The organism is Bacterioplanes sp. CLAM21 (genome assembly GCF_059641015.1).
Window position 1 is genome coordinate 1,490,774 of sequence record NZ_CM184929.1, and the last position, 23,251, is coordinate 1,514,024.

23 protein-coding genes and 1 rRNA gene are annotated in these 23,251 nt (G+C 50.6%); 11 read left to right on the forward strand and 13 right to left on the reverse strand.

Annotated elements, in window-relative coordinates; translation table 11 throughout:
• The first annotated feature begins 40 nt into the window (after positions 1–40).
• The 3 genes from AC55FS_RS07010 to AC55FS_RS07020 all read left to right on the forward strand — a co-directional run bounded on the left by AC55FS_RS07010 (position 41) and on the right by AC55FS_RS07020 (position 1,296).
• On the forward strand, positions 41–523 hold the full coding sequence (locus tag AC55FS_RS07010) for a chemotaxis protein CheW (protein ID WP_496935360.1): 483 nt from the start codon (positions 41–43) through the stop codon (positions 521–523).
• Positions 524–532: 9 nt separating this feature from the next.
• On the forward strand, positions 533–910 hold the full coding sequence (locus tag AC55FS_RS07015; RefSeq protein ID WP_496935361.1) for a DUF2802 domain-containing protein: 378 nt from the start codon (positions 533–535) through the stop codon (positions 908–910).
• A 137-nt stretch (positions 911–1,047) separates the two neighbouring features.
• Positions 1,048–1,296: a hypothetical protein gene (locus tag AC55FS_RS07020; protein WP_496935362.1), complete on the forward strand. Its 249-nt coding sequence runs from the start codon at positions 1,048–1,050 to the stop codon at positions 1,294–1,296.
• A gap of 40 nt (positions 1,297–1,336) precedes the next feature.
• On the opposite strand, the gene AC55FS_RS07025 is transcribed toward AC55FS_RS07020, so the two are convergent.
• Positions 1,337–1,816 carry an Mpo1 family 2-hydroxy fatty acid dioxygenase gene (locus AC55FS_RS07025; RefSeq protein WP_496935363.1) on the reverse strand — a complete coding sequence of 160 codons (480 nt, stop codon included), beginning with the start codon at positions 1,814–1,816 and terminating at the stop codon, positions 1,337–1,339.
• 112 nt (positions 1,817–1,928) lie between these two features.
• Between AC55FS_RS07025 and AC55FS_RS07030 the strand changes: the two genes are divergently transcribed.
• A complete protein-coding gene (locus tag AC55FS_RS07030) occupies positions 1,929–2,921 on the forward strand; it encodes an AraC family transcriptional regulator (protein ID WP_496935364.1) in 993 nt (330 codons plus the stop codon).
• On the opposite strand, the gene bcp is transcribed toward AC55FS_RS07030, so the two are convergent.
• From bcp to nrdA, 5 genes are all read right to left on the reverse strand, one after another.
• A complete protein-coding gene (gene bcp, locus AC55FS_RS07035; protein WP_496935365.1) occupies positions 2,918–3,394 on the reverse strand; it encodes a thioredoxin-dependent thiol peroxidase in 477 nt (158 codons plus the stop codon). The genes AC55FS_RS07030 and bcp overlap by 4 nt on opposite strands.
• A gap of 99 nt (positions 3,395–3,493) precedes the next feature.
• Positions 3,494–3,775 (reverse strand): hypothetical protein, encoded by a 282-nt coding sequence (locus AC55FS_RS07040; RefSeq protein WP_496935366.1) that lies wholly within the window; start codon positions 3,773–3,775, stop codon positions 3,494–3,496.
• Positions 3,776–3,846: 71 nt separating this feature from the next.
• Positions 3,847–4,302, reverse strand: coding sequence for a class I ribonucleotide reductase maintenance protein YfaE (gene yfaE, locus AC55FS_RS07045; protein ID WP_496935955.1), 456 nt, complete (start codon positions 4,300–4,302; stop codon positions 3,847–3,849).
• The gene (gene nrdB / locus AC55FS_RS07050) at positions 4,302–5,435 is read right to left on the reverse strand and encodes a class Ia ribonucleoside-diphosphate reductase subunit beta (protein WP_496935367.1); all 1,134 of its coding nucleotides are present in this window, start codon (positions 5,433–5,435) and stop codon (positions 4,302–4,304) included. The genes yfaE and nrdB overlap by 1 nt, the downstream gene beginning before the upstream one ends.
• A 120-nt stretch (positions 5,436–5,555) precedes the next feature.
• Complete coding sequence (gene nrdA, locus AC55FS_RS07055; protein ID WP_496935368.1) at positions 5,556–7,820, reverse strand: class 1a ribonucleoside-diphosphate reductase subunit alpha; 2,265 nt, start codon at positions 7,818–7,820, stop codon at positions 5,556–5,558.
• A 372-nt stretch (positions 7,821–8,192) separates the two neighbouring features.
• Between nrdA and AC55FS_RS07060 the strand changes: the two genes are divergently transcribed.
• Both AC55FS_RS07060 and AC55FS_RS07065 read left to right on the forward strand, forming a co-directional pair.
• Positions 8,193–8,933, forward strand: coding sequence for a response regulator (locus tag AC55FS_RS07060; protein WP_496935369.1), 741 nt, complete (start codon positions 8,193–8,195; stop codon positions 8,931–8,933).
• Positions 8,934–8,999: 66 nt separating this feature from the next.
• On the forward strand, positions 9,000–10,508 hold the full coding sequence (locus AC55FS_RS07065) for an ATP-binding protein (RefSeq protein ID WP_496935370.1): 1,509 nt from the start codon (positions 9,000–9,002) through the stop codon (positions 10,506–10,508).
• A gap of 165 nt (positions 10,509–10,673) precedes the next feature.
• Here the strand turns inward: AC55FS_RS07065 and AC55FS_RS07070 are convergent, their stop codons facing one another.
• Entirely contained in the window at positions 10,674–11,594 is a 921-nt protein-coding gene (locus AC55FS_RS07070; protein ID WP_496935371.1) for a LysR family transcriptional regulator, read from the reverse strand.
• Between the two features lie 123 nt (positions 11,595–11,717).
• On the opposite strand from AC55FS_RS07070, the gene glpK reads away from it, so the two are divergent.
• Together glpK and AC55FS_RS07080 are read left to right on the forward strand one after the other, a co-directional pair.
• Positions 11,718–13,205 (forward strand): glycerol kinase GlpK, encoded by a 1,488-nt coding sequence (gene glpK / locus AC55FS_RS07075; RefSeq protein WP_496935372.1) that lies wholly within the window; start codon positions 11,718–11,720, stop codon positions 13,203–13,205.
• A gap of 90 nt (positions 13,206–13,295) precedes the next feature.
• A complete protein-coding gene (locus AC55FS_RS07080; RefSeq protein WP_496935373.1) occupies positions 13,296–14,390 on the forward strand; it encodes a GGDEF domain-containing protein in 1,095 nt (364 codons plus the stop codon).
• 36 nt (positions 14,391–14,426) lie between these two features.
• Here the strand turns inward: AC55FS_RS07080 and argF are convergent, their stop codons facing one another.
• From argF to AC55FS_RS07100, 4 genes are all read right to left on the reverse strand, one after another.
• Complete coding sequence (argF, locus tag AC55FS_RS07085; RefSeq protein ID WP_496935374.1) at positions 14,427–15,332, reverse strand: ornithine carbamoyltransferase; 906 nt, start codon at positions 15,330–15,332, stop codon at positions 14,427–14,429.
• 629 nt (positions 15,333–15,961) lie between these two features.
• Positions 15,962–16,867, reverse strand: a complete 906-nt coding sequence (gene rimK / locus AC55FS_RS07090; RefSeq protein ID WP_496935375.1) for a 30S ribosomal protein S6--L-glutamate ligase — start codon at positions 16,865–16,867, stop codon at positions 15,962–15,964.
• Positions 16,864–17,304: an ATP-dependent zinc protease family protein gene (locus AC55FS_RS07095; RefSeq protein WP_496935376.1), complete on the reverse strand. Its 441-nt coding sequence runs from the start codon at positions 17,302–17,304 to the stop codon at positions 16,864–16,866. The genes rimK and AC55FS_RS07095 overlap by 4 nt, the downstream gene beginning before the upstream one ends.
• Positions 17,301–17,654: a MaoP family protein gene (locus AC55FS_RS07100; RefSeq protein WP_496935377.1), complete on the reverse strand. Its 354-nt coding sequence runs from the start codon at positions 17,652–17,654 to the stop codon at positions 17,301–17,303. Before AC55FS_RS07100 ends, AC55FS_RS07095 begins: the two co-directional genes overlap by 4 nt.
• 123 nt (positions 17,655–17,777) lie before the next feature.
• On the opposite strand from AC55FS_RS07100, the gene hdfR reads away from it, so the two are divergent.
• Positions 17,778–18,629 (forward strand): HTH-type transcriptional regulator HdfR, encoded by an 852-nt coding sequence (gene hdfR, locus AC55FS_RS07105; protein WP_496935378.1) that lies wholly within the window; start codon positions 17,778–17,780, stop codon positions 18,627–18,629.
• Positions 18,626–19,588 (forward strand): alcohol dehydrogenase catalytic domain-containing protein, encoded by a 963-nt coding sequence (locus AC55FS_RS07110; protein WP_496935379.1) that lies wholly within the window; start codon positions 18,626–18,628, stop codon positions 19,586–19,588. Before hdfR ends, AC55FS_RS07110 begins: the two co-directional genes overlap by 4 nt.
• Before the next feature lie 3 nt (positions 19,589–19,591).
• Here the strand turns inward: AC55FS_RS07110 and queE are convergent, their stop codons facing one another.
• Together queE and queC are read right to left on the reverse strand one after the other, a co-directional pair.
• Positions 19,592–20,287: a 7-carboxy-7-deazaguanine synthase gene (gene queE, locus AC55FS_RS07115; protein ID WP_496935380.1), complete on the reverse strand. Its 696-nt coding sequence runs from the start codon at positions 20,285–20,287 to the stop codon at positions 19,592–19,594.
• The gene (gene queC / locus AC55FS_RS07120; RefSeq protein ID WP_496935381.1) at positions 20,287–20,949 is read right to left on the reverse strand and encodes a 7-cyano-7-deazaguanine synthase QueC; all 663 of its coding nucleotides are present in this window, start codon (positions 20,947–20,949) and stop codon (positions 20,287–20,289) included. The genes queE and queC overlap by 1 nt, the downstream gene beginning before the upstream one ends.
• A gap of 721 nt (positions 20,950–21,670) precedes the next feature.
• Between queC and AC55FS_RS07125 the strand changes: the two genes are divergently transcribed.
• A 16S ribosomal RNA gene (locus AC55FS_RS07125) occupies positions 21,671–23,209 on the forward strand.
• The last annotated feature ends 42 nt before the right edge of the window (positions 23,210–23,251 follow it).

Consider the following 23,251-nt stretch of genomic DNA (forward strand, 5'->3'; position numbering starts at 1 on the left):
TGACGATCCCGGCAGTGGCCTTTCATAGCGAGGATGACATATGTCTGCGATAGCCGGTAATAAAACCGGGGAAGATCCGGTTCTGCAATGGGTGACGTTTCGTCTCGAAAAAGAGACGTATGGCATCAACGTAATGCAGGTACAAGAGGTACTGCGCTACACAGAAATTGCACCGGTACCTGGTGCTCCCCCGTATGTTCTGGGGATTATCAATCTGCGTGGTAACGTCGTTACCGTGATTGATACACGCTTACGATTTGGTCTGCCGACAGCAGATACGACCGATCAAACTCGGATCGTGATTATCGAAGCGGAGAACCAGGTGGTTGGCATGCTCGTGGATGCGGTGGCGGAGGTGGTTTACCTGCGTCAATCAGAAATAGAAACCACTCCGAACGTCGGCAATGATGAAAGTGCCAAGTTTATACAAGGGGTTTGTCATAAGAATGATGAACTACTGATTCTTGTTGAACTGGAAAAAATGATGTCGGATGAGGAGTGGAACGATCTGCACAACTTGTAGGAGGTTGTCATGGCATCGTGGTCACTATTGCACTGGCTGTTAGCTGGAAACATGGGGTTGTTGGTATTGGTTGCCGTTGTTCTGTGGGGATTACATCGCCAACAGCAGCGAGATTTTCGCACCCTTGAAGGTCGGTTAGCCGCGGTAGAAGGCAACCATCAAGCCATCAGTCGCAGTGCTATTGGTGTCGGTCGTAAGGTTAAAGAGCTCGACACACGGCTGCAAAAAGTTCAGAAGTCAGCGTTGGCGCCTAAGTCTGATGATAGGGTGTACCATCAAGCATCACGTTTGGCCGGCATGGGTGCATCTGCCGCTGACTTGGTTGAAAACTGCGGCATGGCCCGTGGTGAAGCAGAGTTGCTGGTATCGCTACGTCGCCCGCATTAGTCCTCGTCGAACGGTAACAAACACTTCCTCGTGGCGCATTATAACCAAATATTCCTACGTACAAGGCCCTGAAACCTATAATGGAGTCAGGGCCTTGATCTTTCAGGGCATGCCATAAGCGACTGGGAGGAGCAGCAATGCAGCTAGCTGTCTTCGGGTTGGCCGCAGTGCTGACTCTGTCACCAGTATGGAACGCTAGCCGTGACGACGTAACCACTTCTGATTTTCAGCTGACTCAAGCGGTGCAAGATGCGAGCTTGTTTGAGCGCACACGTGAATTCACCGATTTATACATCATTCACACTCAGGACAAAGGCAGGCAGATCATCATCTTCTGTGGCGCTCAAAGCTGCTATAAAAGCAAACCCCCGACACTGTATGGTTGAGCTTTAAGAGCCCACTGGTAGTTGCCGGTGGGCTGTTGGCTCATGAGTAGGGAATGCCTAAACGTCGGTAAATAAATCCCATCAGCCAGGCAGGGCCTATCAATAAAAACTGGATATCTTTAAAAAAAGACGGTTTTTTACCTTCGATATAGTGGCCAATAAACTGGAATATCCACAGTATGACAAAGGCAATAGCGCACACCAGCCACAAGCTGGGTAGTTGGGTTTGCATCTCATACCAGGCCAGCAATGCATAGGTGGCCAAAGTAAACAGAGTAAGCCCTACGGCCAAGCTGGGTGACATGTGTACATAAAACCCTACGACGATAATGGCTGATAAGGTTGCCCAGTTCAGGTAAGGCACAGACTCCATTAAGGCTGGGGTCGGTATTTCCCACAAGAGCCCCATGATCACAACAAAAATTAATGGCACGCATATCCAGTGAATTAGCTTGTTGACTGGATTCTGGTGGCTTTCTCCGTATTCATTGAACCACTGATCGGCACTTTTTCTACTCATCTGACACCTCGTTGTTGTTATGATGTGGGTACCTCATCATCATAATAAACAAGCGTCGGCGTCTGCTTGCCTATGGCGGCCAAGACATTTGCCTTTGACGGACAATAATGCGATGACGACAGAAAAAACGGTATCGACTCTGTGGTTAAAGGCTCTGTTAGCTGCAGCCGAACATCAGGGCCTAAATCAAGCATCATTGCTACAGCAAGCGGGTTTGCAAGCGCAGCAGTTGCAGAACGGGCAAAGAGTGTCTTTGTCGAAAACCTTGGCCCTATGGCGCGCAGCCGAAGCCGCTTCTCCAGTGATGGATTTTGGCTTGGCCATGGGCGAGTGGGTCAAGCCGACGCATTTTCAGCTGTTTTCTCTGGTGCTGTTGCACTCTCGTGATCTGGCTGATGCTTTTGAAAAAACCATTCGTTATACACGCATACTCAGTGATGCCGGTCAGTTTAAGATTGAGCGCCATGATCATCAGGCGCTGATTTGTTATCAGCCGTTAGGCGATAACTTCAGCCGTCATCAAGTGGATGCGGTACTGGCATTGCTGCGAGGCTTTGCAGATTGGCTCGCTTGTCGTCGAATCCCTTTGCTACGGGCAGACTTTTGCCATGAGCCACCCCCTCGGCTCGATAACTATCAACGGATATTTGATTGCCCCCTGCATTTTTCTCAGTCAAGAAATGCATTGTTGTTTTCCGAACATTGGCTGCATGAGCCGCTGGCTTTGGAAGATACCGAATTAGCTGCTATGCATGAGCACATGCTAGAGCAGCAGTTAATATCGCTGCAACAGCCAGAGTTGCGCCAACAGGTGGAGAACTGGTTGCAGCAACAACCGGTTTTGGATGTGTGCAGGGCGCAATTAGCGCAGCACTTTTTGATCAGTGAGCGCACGCTGCAACGGCGTCTTAGTGAGCAAGGGCTGAGTTTTCAGACCTTGCTTGATGAGTGTCGACAACAGCGTGCGCACGAGAGGCTGACTGATAGCGACGACAGCATGACGGACATTGCACTACAGCTGGGTTTATCCAGCAGTAGTTTTACTCGTGCCTGTCATCGCTGGTTTGCAGCGTCCCCGTTGGCGGTGCGTCAGCAGTATCGTTAAAGTGAGTCCAGCAAGGCCAAAACATCGTCGTGATGGGTTTTGGTTTTTACCTTTTCGATAACATGGAGCAGGGTGCCGTCTTCGCCAATGATAAAGGTCAGGCGGTGCACGCCCATAAACTCTTTACCCATGAATTTTTTCATTGCCCAAACACCATACTGCTCGGCAATCTTGTGCTCTTCATCGGCCAGCAAATCGAAATTTAATTCATGTTTATCGATGAACTTTTGCAAGCGTGCTGGTGCGTCCGGACTGATACCTAATACCACCGCATTGCGGCTCTCAAACTCTGCGTGGGTATCTCGTATACCGCAGGCTTGTGTGGTGCAGCCAGGGGTCATGGCTTTAGGATAAAAATAAAGCACCACAGTTTTGCCACGATAGTCGCTGAGCGATACCATTTCCTGGCGTTGATTTTGGGTAGAAAACTGTGGCGCAGCTTGGCCGACGCTAGGAAGATTCAGGCTCATCATGAGTCCCTCTATTGAATATAAAAGCAAAGGGTAACGGAATGAACCTGAGTTGCAAAGTGCTTGTACAATAGTTGTACGAGGGCGATGCCCTCGACTGGCTCAGTCGCTATTGATGCTCAGTTGATTCAAATATAAGGTCAGTGAATCTTTGGCTTTATTGCCCGCAGGGCTGTTGCGAAACAAAAACTCATGGGTCTTGTTTTCCATGACCAATAACACATCCGCACAGAAATCCCCTTCATGCTCAGGCCGCACCGGGCGCATGCGGGCCTCAACCAAAGCATCCAGATTAATATAAAAATCCCCAGGAATTTCTTCCAGGTGCTCGCGAGCGTTCATGCGGACCATAGCGACATTTGGGGTGATACGAATGAGAGCCATACTGAGCCTCCTTTTAAATGGTAGGCTCAGCATACGGTGGCCAGGAGGTCTGGCCATTGATCTATCGCAGGTCAGAGTTTAATTTTCAGTGCACTGGTAGGAATGCAGCAGCAGGGCAAGATTTCGTCATCATCCAAAAATGCCAGTGGCTCTTTGGCATAATGTACGTGTCCCTCTAATAGCTGCACACGACAGCTGCCACAATAGCCATCACGGCATTGAAAGTGGACGTCGATATTCTGTGCTTCTAGCGATTCCAACAGCGACTGAGCGTGCTGAAACGAAGCCATACGGCCATCGCTTAACTGAATGTCGTAGCGCGGCGGCTGCATGTCCTCTGACAGCGGTAGCTGAGGGCTGTCTTCTGGTTGCTCGGGATTACCATCGGGAAGATATAGCTCGCCCTGAACAGCATCCAAGTCACGGCTGGGATCAACGATCTCCAGCTCAAAATCTGGGCTGTGCTGTTCAGGTTGGCCATTGAGCTCAAACTCAGCTGGCCAGGTTGATGGCGATTTTTGCGGCATCACAGGTCGAAGTCACCAAAGTCCGTTGTATCCACTTCACTATCGATGGCACCGACCAAATAAGAACTGATTTCTGCTTCTTGAGGTGCAACCTGTACGTTATCGCTGTTCAGCCAGGCATTGATCCAGGGCAGTGGATTATTTTTTACGTTGTCGAAAATCGGCTCAAATCCTAAGGCACTGATCCGTTGGTTGGTAATGTATTCAACGTATTGGCACAAAATGTCGCGGTTAAGTCCAATCATGGAGCCATCTTTAAACAGATACTCGGCCCATTCTTTTTCCTGTTGAGCCGCTTCTGCAAAAATTTGAACAACGTCGTCACGACACTCTTGGGCAATATCGGCAAATTCAGGGTCATCTTTACCGCGCGCCATGATTTGCAATATATGCTGAGTACCAGTCAGGTGCAGGGCTTCGTCACGGGCAATCAGTTTAATGATTTTGGCATTGCCTTCCATTTTTGCACGCTCTGCAAATGCAAATGAGCAGGCAAAGCTGACATAAAACCGAATGGCTTCCAATACGTTGACCGACACCATGGTCAGGTACAAACGGCGCTTTAATTCGTGCATGTTAACGTCGATGTTTTTGCCGTTAACCTGATGAACACCTTCACCCAATTGCTGATAGTAGTTGGCCAGTTCGATAAAATTATCGTAGTACTGGGTTACTGAAATAGCGCGACGTACGATGTAATCGTTTTTGGTAATATCGTCAAAGATCTCCGCCGGATTGGGGACGATATTGCGCACAATGTGAGTATAAGAACGGCTGTGAATGGTCTCGCTGAAAGACCAGGTCTCGATCCAGGTTTCCAGCTCAGGCAAAGAAACAACCGGCAGCAAAGCCACATTGGGCGAGCGTCCTTGTACCGAGTCGAGCAAGGTTTGGTATTTTAAATTGCTGACGAAAATGTGCTGCTCGTGGGCCGGAAGGTCAAGAAAGTCCTTGCGGTCGTTGGTCAGATCGACTTCTTCCGGGCGCCAAAAGAACGACAGTTGTTTTTCGATCAGATTTTCAAAAATCTTGTGTTTCTGCTGATCGTAGCGAGCCACGTTTACAGGTTCGCCAAAAAACATCGGTTGGGCGAAGGTATCAAATTCGTTGCGATTAAAAGTGGTATATGCCATAGCGGATAAATTCTAGAAGTGGGCTCTGACCGATGCCCGTCAAGCTAAAACAGCGCCGCAGAAAACTGCGACGCTGCACAAACCAGCCCCCGGTCAGCGGGCGCCGGTATAGGTGATGATTTAAATCTTACAAGCACCGCCGGCGCAGTCATCATCTGCACCTTGAGGATCCTGCATACCATCACGGGTATTGTGGTAGTACAAAGTCTTCAGACCATTGCGATAAGCACTGAGCAGGTCCTTCAGCAATTGTTGCATTGGTACCTTGCCATCGAATCGCGATGGGTCGTAATTGGTGTTGGCAGAAATGGCCTGGTCAACAAACTTCTGCATGATGCCCACCAGCTCCAGATAGCCCTGGTTGCTAGGAATCTGCCATAACAATTCATAGTGCTCTTTTAAGCGATCGTACTCAGGAACAACCTGCTTCAAAATACCATCTTTGCTCTGCTTAACACTGATATAACCACGTGGAGGTTCAATACCATTAGTGGCGTTACTGATTTGTGAAGAGGTTTCTGATGGCATCAGTGCGGTCAACGTTGAGTTACGCAAACCATATTTTGCGATATCAGCGCGCAGAGCTTCCCAATCATAACGCAACGCTTGCTGGCAGAAATTGTCGACATCTTTTTTGTAGGTGTCGATCGGCAGCAGTCCTTGTGCGTAAGTGGTATCGTCAAAGGCGCTACAAGCACCTTGCTCCTGAGCGAGTTTATTAGATGCACGCAACAGCCAATACTGGATGGCTTCAAAGGTTTGATGAGTCAGGCCATTGGCACTGCCATCGGAATATTTCACCCCGTTTTTGGCCAAATAATAGGCGTAGTTAATCACACCCACACCCAGAGTTCGACGCGACAAGCTGGCGCGTTCAGCGGCTGGCACTGGGTAATCTTGATAGCTGAGCAGGCTATCTAAAGCACGCACAATCAAGTCGGAGAGTTCTTCCAACTCATCCAGATTGTTCAGAGCACCTAAGTTAAAGGCGGCCAGGGTACACAGTGCAATCTCACCTTCGGCATCGTTCACGTCGTTTAGCGGACGTGTTGGCAATGCGATTTCCAAGCATAAGTTGGATTGGCGAACCGGCGCTTTTTTCGGGTTGAACGGGCTGTGGGTGTTGCAGTGGTCGACGTTCTGGATATAAATCCGGCCAGTGCTGGCGCGTTCCTGCATCATGGCAGAGAACAGATCCACTGCTTTTAACGTGCGTTTACGAATGCTGTCATCGGCTTCGTACTTAACATACAGCTGTTCAAATAGCTGTTGGTCTTCAAAGAAAGCGTCGTACAGGCCTGGTGCATCGGATGGCGAGAACAAAGTGATGTTGCCATTTTTAATCAGGCGCTCGTACATCAACTTATTGATTTGCACACCATAGTCGAGATGACGCACACGGTTTTCTTCCACACCACGGTTGTTCTTTAATACCAGCAGGCTTTCTACTTCGTAGTGCCAAATGGGATAGAACAAGGTTGCTGCGCCACCGCGAACGCCGCCTTGTGAGCAAGATTTAACCGCTGTTTGAAAATGCTTATAAAACGGAATACAGCCAGTGTGATAGGCCTCGCCGCCACGAATTGGGCTACCGAGTGCACGAATACGGCCGCCATTAATACCGATGCCAGCACGTTGAGATACGTATTTAACAATGGCCGCGGCGGTGGCATTAATTGAATCGAGACTGTCACCGGCTTCAATCAATACGCATGAGCTAAATTGGCGAGTTGGAGTACGTACACCGGCCATGATGGGTGTTGGCAATGACAGCTTAAACGTAGACACAGCATCGTAAAAACGACGAATGTATTCCAGTCGACGTTCTTTGTCGTAGGAGGCAAACAAACAGGCTGCGATCAAGACGTACAAAAACTGAGCGCTTTCATACACTTCACCGGTCACACGGTTTTGCACCAGATACTTGCCCTCCAGCTGCTTGACCGCCGCGTAGCTGAAATTCATGTCGCGACTGTGGTCAACGAAGGCGTCCATGGCTTCCAGTTCTTCTTGGGTATAATCGCTCAATAAATGAGCGTCATAGCGGCCACCTTCCACCATGGCAGTCACATGCTGGAATAATGTCGGTGGTTCGAACTGGCCATAGGCCTTTTTACGCAGATGGAAAATATTCAGGCGCGCAGCCAGATACTGATAATCCGGCGCTTGCTCTGAGATCAAATCGGCAGCTGCCTTGATCAGAGTTTCATGAATTTCCGAGGTAGAGATACCGTCGAAAAATTGCAGATGGGCTTTAAGCTCCACCTCAGATACTGACACCTTATCTAGACCGTCGGCGGCCCAGGTAACAACTTTGTGGATTTTGTCCAGATCGATCGATTCTTGACGCCCGTCACGCTTGGTGACTCGGAGCTGAGTGTTCATGTTTTGTGTGCCTGTATTCAAGGATTTGACTCCTTCGATCCATGAAGGATCCGTTCATCCGTAAAGTGCTTGACGGCAGCCATAAGATGTGGATTGACCAGATCTAAGTGGCTGACGTAAAAGCAAAAAAAGAGAGTGAGACACAAGATAATGCGGTGCAGGGGTGAATTCAACCCCAAGATATTGTGGGTATAAGAATTTGTGATGTGGATAAGTTGTGCACCAATGGTGGACATAAAACCGCGACTGGGTCGCAGCCAAGAGCACAGCTGAAATGTTGCCGTGAGAGTTACTGTGCAACCGTGCGTAACTAAAGCTAAAGTAATAGCATTGCCAATTAGGTCATAGTCACATAAGGGAACGAGTAAGGTCATGCGTAACCATGAAACCGGCGCAGCCGCAGAAGAGAACTGGCGTATTCTGATCGTTGAAGACGACGAGCGGTTGGCCACTCTGACCAAAGACTATCTGGAAAGTAACGGTCTGCACGTCACCGTGGAGGGCGATGGCAGTCGCGCCATTGAACGAATAAAAAATGAACAGCCCGACCTAGTGGTACTAGATTTGATGCTGCCAGGTGAAGATGGCTTAGCGGTATGCCGCATTGTGAGGCCTTATTACAAGGGCCCTATCTTAATGTTGACCGCTCGTACTGAGGATTTGGATCAAGTGCTCGGGCTTGAGATGGGCGCTGATGATTATGTCGCCAAACCGGTGAGGCCGCGTGTGTTATTGGCACGTATTCGCGCTTTGCTGCGACGGGTGAAAGATACTGTAGTGGTTGACGGCGAAGAGCACGGCAATGACAACCGTTTAACCTTTGGCAATTTGGTGGTCGACAATGCCATGCGTGAGGCCTGGTTGAATGGCGACAGTATTGACCTGACCAGTGCAGAATTTGATCTGTTGTGGTTGCTTTGCAGCAGTGCTGGGCGTGTGCTGACACGAGAAGAAATTTTTCATCAGCTGCGCGGTATTGAGTACGATGGCCAAGATCGTTCAATCGATGTTCGTGTATCGCGTATTCGTCCCAAAGTGGGCGACGATCCGATGAACCCCAAGCGCATCAAAACGGTTCGTAGCAAAGGCTATTTGTTCGTCAAAGAAGTCTGACGGAGCGTTCCTATTTTCATTCGAGTCTACTCTGGGCTGTTGGCCGCGTTGCTGGTCGTGGGGCTGTTGTGCACTGCCGCACTGCAGTTGATTAACGTGGTGCGCACAGCTCAGTTTAATGAAGACATTGCTCGCGGTACATTGCGCTTGATGGCGCAGCGTATCGAGCAAGATCCCCATGCTCTGAGTGAGCTGGCAAGCCGTCTGGATGCTGACCTCAGCCTGGTCAAGCTAATGACTGCCACGGATGACTATTACGAGCAACTGCGGTTAAAACGTGGTCGGGTGGTGATCAATACCAGTGACGATGGGCGGGCGGCGCTGCTTATGCGTCGTGTCGCTGGCGCTACGGTATTAAAAATTCAATTGGCGACGGTCACCGATGTCCAGGCCCAGGCGTCGGCTTACTGGTTGCTGGAAGATTGGCAACGCAGTGGCGATAGCATCGACACCTTTTTAAAACGTATGCGTCCTCATTTTGGCTTTCCACTGTCGGTGGCAAATATCGATGACTTAATTTTGTCGGACAGTGATTATGCGCGTATGCAATATGGCGATGTGTTGGTGCGCATTGCCATTGAAGGCAATCAAGCGGAAGCCTTAGTGAAGTTACCAGGTCGCCCCCAGGCCCTGCGTTTAGGCCCTATCAAAGCGTTTAATCCTTATTCTTGGCAGGCCATTTTAGTGGTCGCTGTGATTGGCTTTATGTTGTTGGGGTTGGGCGTGTACTGGGTTGTTAACTCTTTTGAAGTGCGGCTGCGCAAACTCGAGCAGGCAACCAGTCGCCTGGCGCAGGGACACTTGAATGCTCGTGTGGCGGTACAGGGTGGGGATGCGGTGCAGCGCTTGGGAGTCGCCTTTAACAAGATGGCCGATCATATTCAGCGCCTTATTTCGATTCAGCGCGAAATGGTGCGTGCCGTTTCCCATGAATTACGGACCCCCGTTGCCCGTATTCGCTTTGGTTTGCAGATAATTGAAGACAGCGTGATGGATGACGCTTTTGTGCACAAGCAGCTCACCGGAATGGATGCCGATATTCAGGAGCTGGATGAATTAATCGATGAAATTTTGACCTACGCACGGTTGGAAGAAGGTGGGCCATTATTGGAGTTTCAGCGGGCGAATGTTGCCGATTTGGCCTTGCAGGTGGTGGAAGAGGCCAGACCACCGGAACATATTTATGTGCGTTACGTTGGTGAAGACGTCGCTCATGCACGTTATGCCGAAGTAGAACCTAGGTACGTTCATCGAGCCATCCAAAATCTGGTGGGCAATGCATTGCGCTACGCTCAAGGGCAAGTGCAAGTCAGTTGCGTGGTGGGTACCGATACTTGTCGAGTGGATGTCGAAGACGATGGCCCAGGGATTCCTGAGCAGGATTGGGACAAGGTGTTTACCGCCTTTGCTAGGCTTGATGACAGTCGCACCCGTAGCTCAGGGGGTTATGGCTTGGGCCTGTCGATCGTACGCCGCATTGTTTATTGGCACGGTGGTCGAGCCCAGGTGAGTCGCAGTGACGAATTGGGTGGTGCAAGATTTAGCCTTATTTGGCCCAGAAGGCACCATGACTAGGGCGCTACTTATACATTCAGTTACACAAAGAGTGACAGTCGTAACAGACAGTGTTGGTTTATCAGGCCATCATAGCGGTGCGTATCCCTAGGAGACGTGGTGAGAATGTAGCGAAGTTATTCGCTTTTATGGGGGCTCGTTTGAGCCCCTTTTTTTATGGCTGTTTTAGCTATCCTCAACCGCTGCAATTCCGGGCAGTGAGTTCAAGCAAGTGTCCAGAGCCTGGGCCAAAAAATCACGAATATAATGGCTATCTTGCTGATCGCTGCGAACAGCAGCGTACAGCGTTGGCCAGATGCCATCACCGAGCTGACAGGCGGTCACCATCTGAGCTTCCAAATAGGGATGCAGCGCCCAATTGGGCAAGCAAGCGATGCCGCGACCACTGGCCACCAGCTGTATCATCATTAGCGTCAGCTCTGTTTCCCGGGTCGCAGCCGGGCTGATGCCAGCAGGGTCAAGAAAGCGGGCGAAAATATCCAGTTTGCGCCGTGCAACCGGATAATGAATCAAGGTCTCATTGGCTAACTGCTGTGGTGTTATCCGGCGTTGCTCTGCCAGCTGATGTTGGCGGCTAACGGCCAACAGTGATTGGTAGCGAAACAAGGGTTGGTAATGAATGCCGGGGTGATCATCGGGGTCCGAGGTGATGACCAGGTCAATATCACCGCGCAGTAATGCCGGCAGCGGATCAAAATGAAAACTGGTACTGAAATCGATTTCCACATCTGGCCAATGATCGCGAAAGGCATTGATGGCTGGCATCAGCCATTCAAAGCAGCTGTGACATTCGATCGCCATATGCAGTCGGCCACTCTGACCCGATGCCAGTTTCTGAAGTGCACGTTCGCAATTGCGTATTTGCGGCAGTATTTGATCAGCCAGTTGCAATACTTCCAGCCCTGCTCGGGTAAAACGCAGCGGTTTACTTTTGCGTTCAAATAACAGCGTGCCGAGACGCTCTTCTAAGTCTTTTAATTGATGCGATAAGGCTGATTGAGTGAGGTGTAAGCGCCGGGCTGCTTCCACCAGGGTACCGCCATCACGCAGTGCCACCAGAGTACGCAGATGCTTGAGATCGAGCATTATTAATAAATCTCAACGTTTAGTATGCCTTTTATCATAACTGTTCAACCATGATCGGCAAAAGCACTGGTGGCGCTGCGGTTAGCTCAGTAATATGCCCATCAAAACAATAAGAGGTTCTACATGTCTCGCTATATCCTCAGTCTCGATCAGGGAACCACCAGCAGTCGAGCCATTGCCTTTGGCTACGATGGCAGTATCAAAGCGCTGTCGCAGCAGGAATTTCCGCAGCATTTCCCTAAGCCTGGTTGGGTTGAACACCAAGCCAATGATATCTGGCAATCCACCTTGGACAGTGCCAGACAAGTAATGAAACAGCTGAATGCCAGTGCCGCCGATATTGCTGCCATCGGTATTACCAATCAGCGTGAAACCACCCTAGTGTGGGATCGCAGTTCTGGTGAGCCGATTTACCCAGCCATCGTGTGGCAGGATCGTCGTACCGCCGACCTTTGTGCGCGTTTAAAGGCGGACGATAAAGAATCGCTGGTGCAGAAGCGTACAGGGTTGTTGTTGGACCCGTATTTTTCGGCCACTAAGGTGCGCTGGATTCTCGATCATGTAGAGGGTGCCAGGGAACGGGCACAGCGAGGAGAGTTGGCGTTTGGTACCGTCGACTCTTATTTATTATGGAAATTGACTGACGGTCAGGTCCATGCCACCGATGCCACCAATGCCTCTCGTACCTTGCTGTTTAATATTCACCAGCAATGCTGGGATGACGAGCTATTGGCGTTGTTTGATGTGCCCAAAGCCATGTTGCCTGAGGTGCGTGACAGCAGCGACGATTATGGTGTCAGTGCTGCCCACTGGTTAGGTGGTGAGATCGCCATTGGTGGGGTTATTGGTGATCAGCAATCGGCTCTGGTCGGACAGGCGTGCTTTGAAAGCGGCATGGCCAAGTCGACTTATGGCACCGGGTGTTTTGTGATGATGAACAGCGGCGAACAAGCGCTGGCATCTGAGCATCGTTTGTTGAGCACCGTAGCCTATCGGCTGCAAGGGCGCGTGACCTATGCCTTGGAAGGCTCCATCTTTATGGCAGGGGCCACCATTCAATGGATACGTGATGGCTTGCAATTAATCGCTAAAGCCAGTGACACGCAACTGCTGGCGGAGCAAACCGGCTACGACAATCCCGTTTATATGGTGCCAGCATTCACGGGATTGGGTGCACCTTATTGGGACCCCGATGCGCGCGGCGCTATTCTTGGCCTCACCCGCGACACAGGCATAAAAGAAATCGTCACCGCAGGTTTGCAATCTGTTTGTTATCAAACCCGGGATTTATTAGAGGCAATGAAAGCCGACGGCGTTAATCCCGCCACTTTACGCGTGGATGGTGGCATGGTGGTGAACGACTGGCTGATGCAATTCCTTGCCGATGTGCTGGATGTTCGAATTCAACGTCCTGGCATTACCGAGACGACTGCTCTGGGGGCGGCGGTACTGGCTGGCTTGCAGGCTGGTGTCTATCAGGGGTTAGGCGATGTGCGCACTTTGTGGCAGCAGCAGCGTGAGTTTGTTCCAGATATTGCGCCGCAGCAACAGGCAAAATTATACCAAGGCTGGCTGGACGCCATAACACGGGTGCGTAATAGTCAGGAATGACTAGTATGCAGGCAAGGCTTTGCCTAAACGGACATAGTGAGGTCGCCTAGGCTCAGTATAATGGGCGAAAAATAATCAAGGATGGTCGCCGTGCATCAGCTGCAACGGGATATTCTGAGAAGGCACTGGTACGCGGCTGTGTGGGCCATGGCCTACACCGCACTGTTATATATCGGCCATCATTTGCAGTTGTCACAACTAACGGATGTTCAGTTGTGGCAACTCATCGGAAGCTACTGGACTGTGCAGCTGTTACTGTTGAGTATGGTTGTCAGTGGCTACTCGCAGCGCTTTCAAGATCCCAGTTTGACCCTTCCTTTTATGCTGTTAAGCATCGTCTTTTTGAGCGTATTTTTCTGGCTTTCACCATCGCTACGTCCAGTGTTGGTTCTGGGCTATGTCACTGTGCTTCCCTTTGGTATGTTTCAACTGACATGGCGCGGTTTTTTGCTGGTCACCATGGTAACAACCTTGTGTTATGTCGCTGTGCTGCTGGCATTGCACGGCAGTGGCCGAGCCTTCTGGCAGATTGAAAAAGAAACCGTGGTGGCCGTTGCCTTTGTTGCCAGCTTGCTGTGCTTTGTGGTGGTGGCCCGTGAGTTCACCCATCTACGGGACGCCTATCGGCAAAAAAATCGTGAACTGCGCCAAGCTCTGACCCGTATTGAAGAGTTGGCGGTCACGGATGAATTAACCGGACTGTATAACCGCCGCTATTTGTTACGTGGAATAGAGAAGCATGCGGCTCTGGCAGATCGCGAAGGGTTGGCCTTTGTGACGGCGTTTGTCGATATTGATCACTTTAAGCAAATTAATGATAAGTATGGCCATGCAGTTGGCGATCAGGTGTTGGTCGAGCTGGCGATGGTACTGCGAAACAGTGTGCGAGATGCCGATATGGCGTCGCGATATGGTGGCGAAGAGTTTGTATTACTGCTCAGTGGCGTGGTGTTGTCGGAAGCGTGTCCAGTATTGGAGCGAATTCGCCAACAGATTATGAATAGCCGTTTTTCCCAGCATCAATTGTCCGTCAGTGTGTCTATTGGCGCTGCGCAGTTTCGCCTTGGTGAAGGCGGCGAGCAGTTATTGGTGCGTGCCGATCGCCTGTTGTATGAAGCCAAACGACGCGGCCGTAATCGCGTCGTCAGTGAATCATTGCCGCACAGTAGTGGCCTAGCTAAGTAGCCCGTTAGTATGGCCATCGTTGCTATAGCAACAACGCTAGTCTTCTTGCGATAGCAAAAATTCCAACAGGGCTTTTTGTGCATGCAGGCGGTTTTCCGCTTGTTCCCAAACGACCGAGCGGCGATCATCAAGCAACTCATGGCTGATCTCTTCACCTCGGTGAGCAGGCAGGCAGTGCATAAACACGACGTCAGAGTGGGCTTTGTCTAACAGGGCTTCGTTGACTTGATAGCTGGCGAACTTTTGCGCTCTCTGCTGTTGCTCATTTTCTTGTCCCATGGATGCCCACACATCGGTAGTGACTAGATGAGCGCCTTCAACAGCTTGCTCTGGACTGCGCATAACGTCGACACAATCTTGGTTTTGTTGCAGTAAAAAGGGTGCTGGCTCAAATCCTTCAGGGGTAGCGATACGCAGCTTAAAGCCAAACTGGCGAGCGGCATTAATATAGGAGTGGCACATATTATTGCCATCACCGATCCAGGCAACCGTCTTGCCGCGAATATCGCCACGTTGCTCGTGGTAGGTTTGCATGTCCGCCAATAACTGGCAGGGGTGGAAGTCATCGGTCAGGGCGTTGATTACTGGTACCTTTGAATAAGCGCTGAAGCGCTCGACGGTATCGTGGTCATAGGTTCGAATCATGATGACGTCGACCATCCGCGATAATACTCGAGCGCTGTCTTCTATCGGTTCGCCACGGCCAAGCTGAGTGTCTCTTGGCGATAAAAAAATCGCACTGCCACCCAGTTGCGCCATACCTGCTTCAAAGGATACTCGTGTGCGGGTCGAGGATTTTTCAAAGATCATTCCCAGTACGCGGTTTTTTAGCGGCTCGTGTACTTGCCCTTGGCGCTGAAAACGTTTTAGTTCACTGGCACGGTTAACTATCCAATGCAGTTCGTCTTGGGTCAGATCAAGCAGGGTTAAAAAATGTCTCACCTTTGGCACATCCTTTGGTCTTCTGCCGGCTGTCATGTCTGTTTGGCGCAGCCTTGGCAATCGTCTGTCAGCTCAAAGTGACAGCATTGATAATCTGTTTCCTTGCATTGCTCAGGTATCGCTGTCACTGAATTGCAAGCAAGGGGTCATTCCATAAACGCAAACGGGCAGCGATAAAGAGGCTGCCCGATAGAAGAATCATACGAAAGCTCGATTATCTTGTAAACAAAACCGATGAATATTCGGGTTTGTTGTTTTTCTTGGGATTTAATTCGGTTTTATGGGGCGTGCTGTGTGAGCCTAGGTTTGCGCCTTGGAGAACGGGTTGTGCCCCGTCATGATCGCGCCCAAGCCATGATGGATGTGACAGGCCTGTTGCCCATCGATAGCCGTTTATCCGCCACAAAAGGCGTATTTGCAGACAGTGAGAGGATTATATTTGCTGGAGTTTTCAGGCCGGCCAAACAGCTAATCTTGCTGTGTTTTCCATCAGGGGCTGTGATAAGGAAGAATAACGATGTGCCAAGGAGCAACAGGTCCGATGAAGAACTTTTTGCTGGATAACAATAGATGAAGCAGGCATTGCAACACACTCAGAAGCTGTTGCAATGCGTGGCTGGCTTTGGTGGTTAGCCGCGGCCGCGAGTGCGAGTGCGATTGGCGCGGGCGTTCTTTTCCAGGAACTGAACAATCTTACCGGCCACATCGATGTTGGTGGATTCTTCGATGCCTTGAATACCGGGTGAGGAGTTCACTTCCATCACTACCGGTCCGCGGTTAGAGCGTAAAATATCCACCCCGGCGACGTTAAGCCCCATGGTCTTGGCGGCTTTTACTGCCGTTGCACGCTCTTCTGGGGTAATACGAATCAGCGATGCGGTGCCGCCGCGGTGTAAATTGGAGCGGAACTCACCTTCGCCGGCCTGACGCTTCATGGCGGCAACAACACGATCTCCCACCACTAAACAACGAATATCGGCGCCGCCGGCCTCTTTGATAAATTCCTGCACCATGATGTTGGCTTTCATGCCAAGAAAGGCTTCGATTACACTCTCTGCGGCTTTGCGGGTTTCTGCCAACACCACGCCAATACCTTGGGTGCCTTCGAGTAGTTTAATGACCAAAGGCGCACCGCCGACCATCTTTATCAGGTCAGGAATATCATCCGGGCTATGGGCAAAACCGGTAATCGGCATACCGAGGCCTTTGCGCGTCATCAGCTGCATTGAGCGCAGTTTGTCACGTGAGCGGCTAATAGCGACGGACTCATTTAATGAGTACACCCCCATCATTTCAAACTGGCGAACGACAGCAGTACCATAAAAGGTAATAGACGCACCAATCCTGGGGATAATGGCATCAAAACCGGTCAAGATTTCCCCTTTATAGTGAATACCAGGCTCATCACTATTAATGTTCATGTAGCAATGCAAGGTATCCAGCACATGCACTTCATGGCCACGGCTTTCAGCAGCTTCTATCAAGCGACGCGTTGAATACAGTTTGGCGTTGCGTGACAAAATGGCTATTTTCATCCTTTTAAATCTCCCAAATACTGGCCGGAAACATCCACCAGAAAACGTTGGTTAAGCGCCTTGCGACCGATTAGGGCCGGGTATTTCATACTGCCGCGATGACTCAGTGTGACGTCTGACTGAAAACGAATGCCGGCAATGATTAACCAGGGACGGATGACATAACGCTGACTGCCAATGCCATTGGAGCTTTTTATGCGGCGACGGTCGTGTACCGGGTACTCACAGCTTTGATCGATGCGAGCCAGTTCATTATTAAAACGAACCTGAAAACGTACCCACAGGGCACCGTCGCGTTCAAACTCTTCAATTTTCTCAGCATGCAAGCTGCTGCTGCAGGCTCCGGTATCCACCTTGGCGCGACAGCTAATACCCAGCTCGGGTAATTCAATGTGCTCCAGATGGCCCAGCAATGGCTTTGTGTGATCATTACTCAAGTGTCATCGTCCTCCATGGCGGTCGCATTTCCTGCGCTGGCATTCGCCAGGCTGGGGGCGCGATAGTAATCCTGGCGGCGTTGTAAGGCTCGTTGATATTGCAGCCAGGCTCTCTCCACTGCAGTCTGCGGCAAGCGCTCGCCCGAAACAACCGCTTGGAACAGATGTTCCTGCTCAGTTTCTGCGCTAGCACCCTGGCTGAGCTCCAATAGTCGTGTGCCCAAACACTCTAGCAGTTCTGATTGTTCGCGCGTGAAATCGCCAGAACGGGCAAAACCGTGAGGAAAGTTGGCATCGTCATAAAAGCGTTTGCGTTGAATAAATAAGGTCTCAAATGAACGATTATTCATCTTTCAGCTACCGATATTCAGTGGTCGGGAAGTGTATTGGCGCGGAGTATGGGCGGCTGATTTTGTCGGGTAAAACAAAAAAAATTGATCGACACGAGTAACAATTTTGAATAAAAGACAGCTATGGATACAGATTTATTAAAGACATTTTTAGAAGTAGCGCGCACACGCCATTTTGGTCGTGCGGCAGAAAACTTATACCTGACTCAATCAGCGGTGAGCTCGCGTATTCGCCAGCTCGAAGGCTCGCTGGGAGTCGAGTTGTTTTCTCGCCATCGCAACAATATTCAGCTGACGCCAGCGGGTGAAAAACTTACCCCTTTGGCTGAGAGTAGCGTGCTGCTGGAGCAACGCATACGTCAGGAAGTTTCAATTGCGGACGACCGTCACTATCAGTTAGCGATAGGGGCAACGCCTAACCTTTGGGATGCGGTGTTGCAACCGCGCTTGCCAACCCTGTGGCGCAGACCCGGCATGGCGATCAGTGCATTGGCTCACAGTAGCTCAACCTTGGTGCGGCAGATTCTGGAGCGCAACCTTGATCTGGCTCTGGTATTTGATGCGCCGAAAGCTGATGAGCTGGTCTCCAAAGAAGTCATGACCACGTCGCTGATGATGGTAGCTTCTCAGCCCTGCGACGACTGGCAAAGCGCCGCGTCGTTAGGTTACGTCTTGGTTGATTGGGGAACGTCATTTCGCATTCAGCATGCCAGTGAATTTAAGGATATGCCGCCGCCGGTATTGACCACCAATACCGGTCGTATCGCGCTGGATTGCCTGCTAAGTCAAGGTGGCGCGGCTTACCTGCCAGCAGGCCTAGTCGCTCCTTATCTTGACGCTGGCGAGTTGTTTGCCGTGCAGCTGGCTCCAGTAATGACCCGACAAGTGTTTGCCAGTTATTTGCATAGCCGCAAAGAGGATACCCTGATCCAGGACATTATCCGGCATCTATCAACCCCAGAGGAATCTCAATGACCGTCAATGCTGCATGGCATTTCCCCAATACTGGAGAGCCAAGCGTTCTTGAACCCGTAGAGTTGCCCATGCCTGAAGTGAGTTCAGGTCAGGTGCTGATCAAGGTACTGGCCTCAGGGTTTAATCCAGTTGATACCAAGATTCGCTCTGGCGTGGCGCCCATCGCTTCGGATAATCAGGTGCCTGGCTGTGATGTCTGTGGTGAAGTGATTGGCATCGGTGCCGATGTTACCGGGCTGGCTGTTGGTGATCGGGTGTATGGCTGTGTTGGTGGTGTTAAAGGCAGCAGCGGTACCTTGTGCCAGTATCTGCTGGCGGATGCTGCTTTGCTGGCATTGGTGCCCTCTCAATTGACGGCAGCACAAGCGGCAGTATTGCCTTTGGTGGCGATTACTGCCTTTGAAGCCTTGCAACGTTTGCAACTAGAGGCTGGAGATAACTTGTTGGTATTAGGAGGCTCTGGCGGTGTTGGCCAAATGGCAGTGCAATTGGCGCAGTTGCAAGGTGCTAAGGTCACGGCCAGCGCTGGCTCGGCAGAACGTGTAAAGCGGCTGCAACAGCTGGGCGCCCAGGGCTGCTTGCATAGCGACGTGGATGCTTATGCCGAAAGTTTTACTAAGGTACTGGATACCTTTGGTGGTGACAGTTTGCAAATGGCCTTGCGCAAGGCATCTATTAATGGCCAGGCCGCCACCATAAATGCCCGCAATAGCTATGATCTCACCCAGGCTCACGCTAAAGGCTTGAGCATCCATGCGGTGTTTATGCTGCTGCCGCTATTAACGGGGCAGGGCCGTGAGGCACACGGGCAGTTTTTAAAGCAGCTCAGTGGCTGGATTAACGACGGAAAAATAGCGGCGTTGGATGTTGAAGAGTGTGCCGCCAGTGAAGTGGCGGCGGTGCACCAACGCTACGAAGCCGGTGAGTTAAAACATAAGGTGGCGTTTGTTTGGCCGTAAGGTTTATTCAATGCGAATCATCTTGTGGGTTTGCAAACTGAGCTTCCAGCGTGGGTGCTTCAGACAATAGTGCAATGCTTTGTGGGTGTTGCTGGTTGATAAGCTATCGGCGGCGCCCTGCAATTTATCCGAGCTGATTACGACTGGCTGATAGTCGGCCATCGGCTGCAGGTAATAGTGGTCTGCTTGTATATAGTCAAAGCGCTCAGGTGGTGCATCGGCTTGAGGGTAAACGAGTTTCAACTCATCGCAGGCAATGACCACCAGCTCTGACTCGCCTTTAGGGCTTAAGCAAACCCAATCGATGCCATTGGCCAAGGGCAAGGTGCCGTTGGTTTCAATCGCCACTTCAAATCCAACATGATGAAGTGCACTGACCAGCTCGTCATCCAGTTGCAATGCCGGCTCGCCACCGGTGCACACGACATAGGGCTTGCCTTGCCCATTCGCCGTAGAACCAGGCCATTGTTGTTGAATAACCGCGACCAGTTGCTCTAGGTCGTAAACGCCGCCGAGATGGCCATCGGTACCGATAAAGTCGGTATCGCAAAAATTACAGGCGGCAGCCGCGCGACCGCTTTCTCGTCCATTCCATAAGTTACATTTGGAAAAACGGCAAAATACGGCAGGGCGCCCAGCCTGGGCACCTTCTCCTTGCAGGGTATAAAAGATCTCTTTGATTCGGTACTGAGCAGCCATTAACTGGCCTCGTATGGCAGAGGATCGGTTGCCTGGTTTTTGTCAAACGCTTCTAAGCGTTCAACACAGGAACCGCACTTGCCGCAGGCCTTGTCACGTCCGTTGTAGCAGGTCCAGGTTTTGCCATAGTCTAATCCCATGGCCAAACCATCTTTCAAAATTTCAATTTTGTCGCTGTTCAGGTAAGGCGTCACAATATCGACCGGCTCATAGTTAGCCAGCTTAGCAACGTCATTCATGGCTAGTACAAACTCTGGGCGACAATCCGGGTAGATTGCATGGTCACCTGAGTGGGCGCCGTAAAAAACTTTATTAGCACCGATATCAACAGCATAACCAATGGCCAGCGACAACAAAATCATGTTGCGGTTGGGGACCACAGTCGACTTCATATTCTGGTCTTGGTAGTGGCCCTCGGGAATATCTTTGTCTGAGGTCAGAGAAGAGCTTTGCAGTAATTGGTTGATCGCTGTGATGTCGATGATCTTATGCTGCACTTCTAGTTCGGCACAAACCCGGCGGGCGTACTCGATCTCTTTATCGTGTTTCTGCCCGTAGTCGAAGGTGAGGGCGAACAGCTCATAACCTTGCTGTTTGGCTTTATTCAAAATGGTGAAGGAATCCATTCCACCGGAATAGATGACGACGGCTTTATCGGCCATGGTGAACCTCTTCTATATAGATGTACTGAAACGGATAAACAGTCCGGGCCAGGAGGCGAGCAGCCTCGATGGCCATTATACGCGTTTTAGCTGTTTTTTAATTGGGGCTGGAAACAAATTTTCAGAAAGCAGTTGACGGCGCCAAGCAACTCCCTATAATGCGCCGCTCCTGATCGCTGTGACGCGGCAGGTGGGCAAGAAGCCCCTGTTTTTTCAATGACTTAGAGAGTTCTATTCGATCTCACTAAGCACTGAAAAATATCGAAACAAGGCATTGACCTTTTGGTTTTTGAGTGTAGTATACGCCGCCTTGATTCGAGACCAGCTAGCTCGGTGAGCTCTTTGGTCGGTTAAGTAACTCGTTGATTTCACTAGAAAATATTTGAAATTAACGGTTGCCAAACCAAAAAGGCGCTGTATAATGCGCCGCTCGATCTGAGAAGCTTTCTTCCAGATCAGTCAGCGACAAGCTTCGAAAGAAACTTAAAAAATCGCTTGACACTAAAGGCTGCTTCATTAAAATACGCAGCCCGCTTTGATCGAAAGATCTGGCAACGTTCTTTAAAAATCAGCATTAAGTAATTCGTGTGGGTGCTTACTGAGATGCTCTGGAGACAAAGCATTATCAAGTAAGAACTCGTCGAAAATTCATTTAAGAATTTAAGTCAGTTTTATTCTTGAGCAAGATTTAGATTGAATATTCCTTCAATCGAAACTTTTTAAACTGAAGAGTTTGATCATGGCTCAGATTGAACGCTGGCGGCAGGCTTAACACATGCAAGTCGAGCGGTAACAGAACTAGCTTGCTAGTTGCTGACGAGCGGCGGACGGGTGAGTAACGCGTAGGAAACTGCCTGGTAGTGGGGGACAACAGTTGGAAACGACTGCTAATACCGCATACGCCCTACGGGGGAAAGCAGGGGATCTTCGGACCTTGCGCTATCAGATGTGCCTGCGTCGGATTAGCTAGTTGGTGGGGTAATGGCCTACCAAGGCGACGATCCGTAGCTGGTCTGAGAGGATGATCAGCCACACTGGGACTGAGACACGGCCCAGACTCCTACGGGAGGCAGCAGTGGGGAATATTGGACAATGGGCGCAAGCCTGATCCAGCCATGCCGCGTGTGTGAAGAAGGCTCTAGGGTTGTAAAGCACTTTCAGTCGGGAGGAAAGCTTGATGGTTAATACCCCTCAAGTGTGACGTTACCGACAGAAGAAGCACCGGCTAACTCCGTGCCAGCAGCCGCGGTAATACGGAGGGTGCAAGCGTTAATCGGAATTACTGGGCGTAAAGCGCGCGTAGGTGGCTTGTTAAGTTGGATGTGAAAGCCCCGGGCTCAACCTGGGAACTGCATTCAAAACTGGCAGGCTAGAGTACAGTAGAGGGTAGTGGAATTTCAGGTGTAGCGGTGAAATGCGTAGAGATCTGAAGGAACATCAGTGGCGAAGGCGACTGCCTGGACTGATACTGACACTGAGGTGCGAAAGCGTGGGGAGCAAACAGGATTAGATACCCTGGTAGTCCACGCCGTAAACGATGTCTACTAGTTGTCGGGGGACTTGATCCTTTGGTAACGAAGCTAACGCGATAAGTAGACCGCCTGGGGAGTACGGCCGCAAGGTTAAAACTCAAATGAATTGACGGGGGCCCGCACAAGCGGTGGAGCATGTGGTTTAATTCGAAGCAACGCGAAGAACCTTACCTACTCTTGACATCCTGCGAACTTGGTAGAGATACCTTGGTGCCTTCGGGAACGCAGTGACAGGTGCTGCATGGCTGTCGTCAGCTCGTGTTGTGAAATGTTGGGTTAAGTCCCGTAACGAGCGCAACCCTTGTCCTTAGTTGCCATCATTTAGTTGGGGACTCTAAGGAGACTGCCGGTGACAAACCGGAGGAAGGCGGGGACGACGTCAAGTCATCATGGCCCTTACGAGTAGGGCTACACACGTGCTACAATGGCGTATACAGAGGGTTGCGAAGCCGCGAGGTGAAGCTAATCTCACAAAGTACGTCGTAGTCCGGATTGGAGTCTGCAACTCGACTCCATGAAGTCGGAATCGCTAGTAATCGTGAATCAGAATGTCACGGTGAATACGTTCCCGGGCCTTGTACACACCGCCCGTCACACCATGGGAGTGGGTTGCTCCAGAAGTAGCTAGCTTAACCTTCGGGAGAGCGGTTACCACGGAGTGATTCATGACTGGGGTGAAGTCGTAACAAGGTAGCCCTAGGGGAACCTGGGGCTGGATCACCTCCTTAAACGATGCTTCAGTCATCTCAGCTAAGTGCTCACACGAATTG

Excerpts from the sequence above, each read along its gene's own strand:
- queE (WP_496935380.1), bottom strand. The coding sequence starts at position 20,287 with ATGGCTGCTCAGTACCGAATCAAAGAGATCTTTTATACCCTGCAAGGA.
- yfaE (WP_496935955.1), bottom strand. The coding sequence starts at position 4,302 with ATGCCGCAAAAATCGCCATCAACCTGGCCAGCTGAGTTTGAGCTCAAT.
- AC55FS_RS07010 (WP_496935360.1), top strand. The coding sequence starts at position 41 with ATGTCTGCGATAGCCGGTAATAAAACCGGGGAAGATCCGGTTCTGCAA.
- bcp (WP_496935365.1), bottom strand. The coding sequence starts at position 3,394 with ATGATGAGCCTGAATCTTCCTAGCGTCGGCCAAGCTGCGCCACAGTTT.
- AC55FS_RS07060 (WP_496935369.1), top strand. The coding sequence starts at position 8,193 with ATGCGTAACCATGAAACCGGCGCAGCCGCAGAAGAGAACTGGCGTATT.
- AC55FS_RS07020 (WP_496935362.1), top strand. The coding sequence starts at position 1,048 with ATGCAGCTAGCTGTCTTCGGGTTGGCCGCAGTGCTGACTCTGTCACCA.
- hdfR (WP_496935378.1), top strand. The coding sequence starts at position 17,778 with ATGGATACAGATTTATTAAAGACATTTTTAGAAGTAGCGCGCACACGC.
- AC55FS_RS07110 (WP_496935379.1), top strand. The coding sequence starts at position 18,626 with ATGACCGTCAATGCTGCATGGCATTTCCCCAATACTGGAGAGCCAAGC.
- AC55FS_RS07040 (WP_496935366.1), bottom strand. The coding sequence starts at position 3,775 with ATGGCTCTCATTCGTATCACCCCAAATGTCGCTATGGTCCGCATGAAC.
- AC55FS_RS07015 (WP_496935361.1), top strand. The coding sequence starts at position 533 with ATGGCATCGTGGTCACTATTGCACTGGCTGTTAGCTGGAAACATGGGG.
- AC55FS_RS07100 (WP_496935377.1), bottom strand. The coding sequence starts at position 17,654 with ATGAATAATCGTTCATTTGAGACCTTATTTATTCAACGCAAACGCTTT.
- nrdA (WP_496935368.1), bottom strand. The coding sequence starts at position 7,820 with ATGAACACTCAGCTCCGAGTCACCAAGCGTGACGGGCGTCAAGAATCG.
- rimK (WP_496935375.1), bottom strand. The coding sequence starts at position 16,867 with ATGAAAATAGCCATTTTGTCACGCAACGCCAAACTGTATTCAACGCGT.
- nrdB (WP_496935367.1), bottom strand. The coding sequence starts at position 5,435 with ATGGCATATACCACTTTTAATCGCAACGAATTTGATACCTTCGCCCAA.
- queC (WP_496935381.1), bottom strand. The coding sequence starts at position 20,949 with ATGGCCGATAAAGCCGTCGTCATCTATTCCGGTGGAATGGATTCCTTC.
- AC55FS_RS07025 (WP_496935363.1), bottom strand. The coding sequence starts at position 1,816 with ATGAGTAGAAAAAGTGCCGATCAGTGGTTCAATGAATACGGAGAAAGC.
- glpK (WP_496935372.1), top strand. The coding sequence starts at position 11,718 with ATGTCTCGCTATATCCTCAGTCTCGATCAGGGAACCACCAGCAGTCGA.
- AC55FS_RS07070 (WP_496935371.1), bottom strand. The coding sequence starts at position 11,594 with ATGCTCGATCTCAAGCATCTGCGTACTCTGGTGGCACTGCGTGATGGC.
- AC55FS_RS07030 (WP_496935364.1), top strand. The coding sequence starts at position 1,929 with ATGACGACAGAAAAAACGGTATCGACTCTGTGGTTAAAGGCTCTGTTA.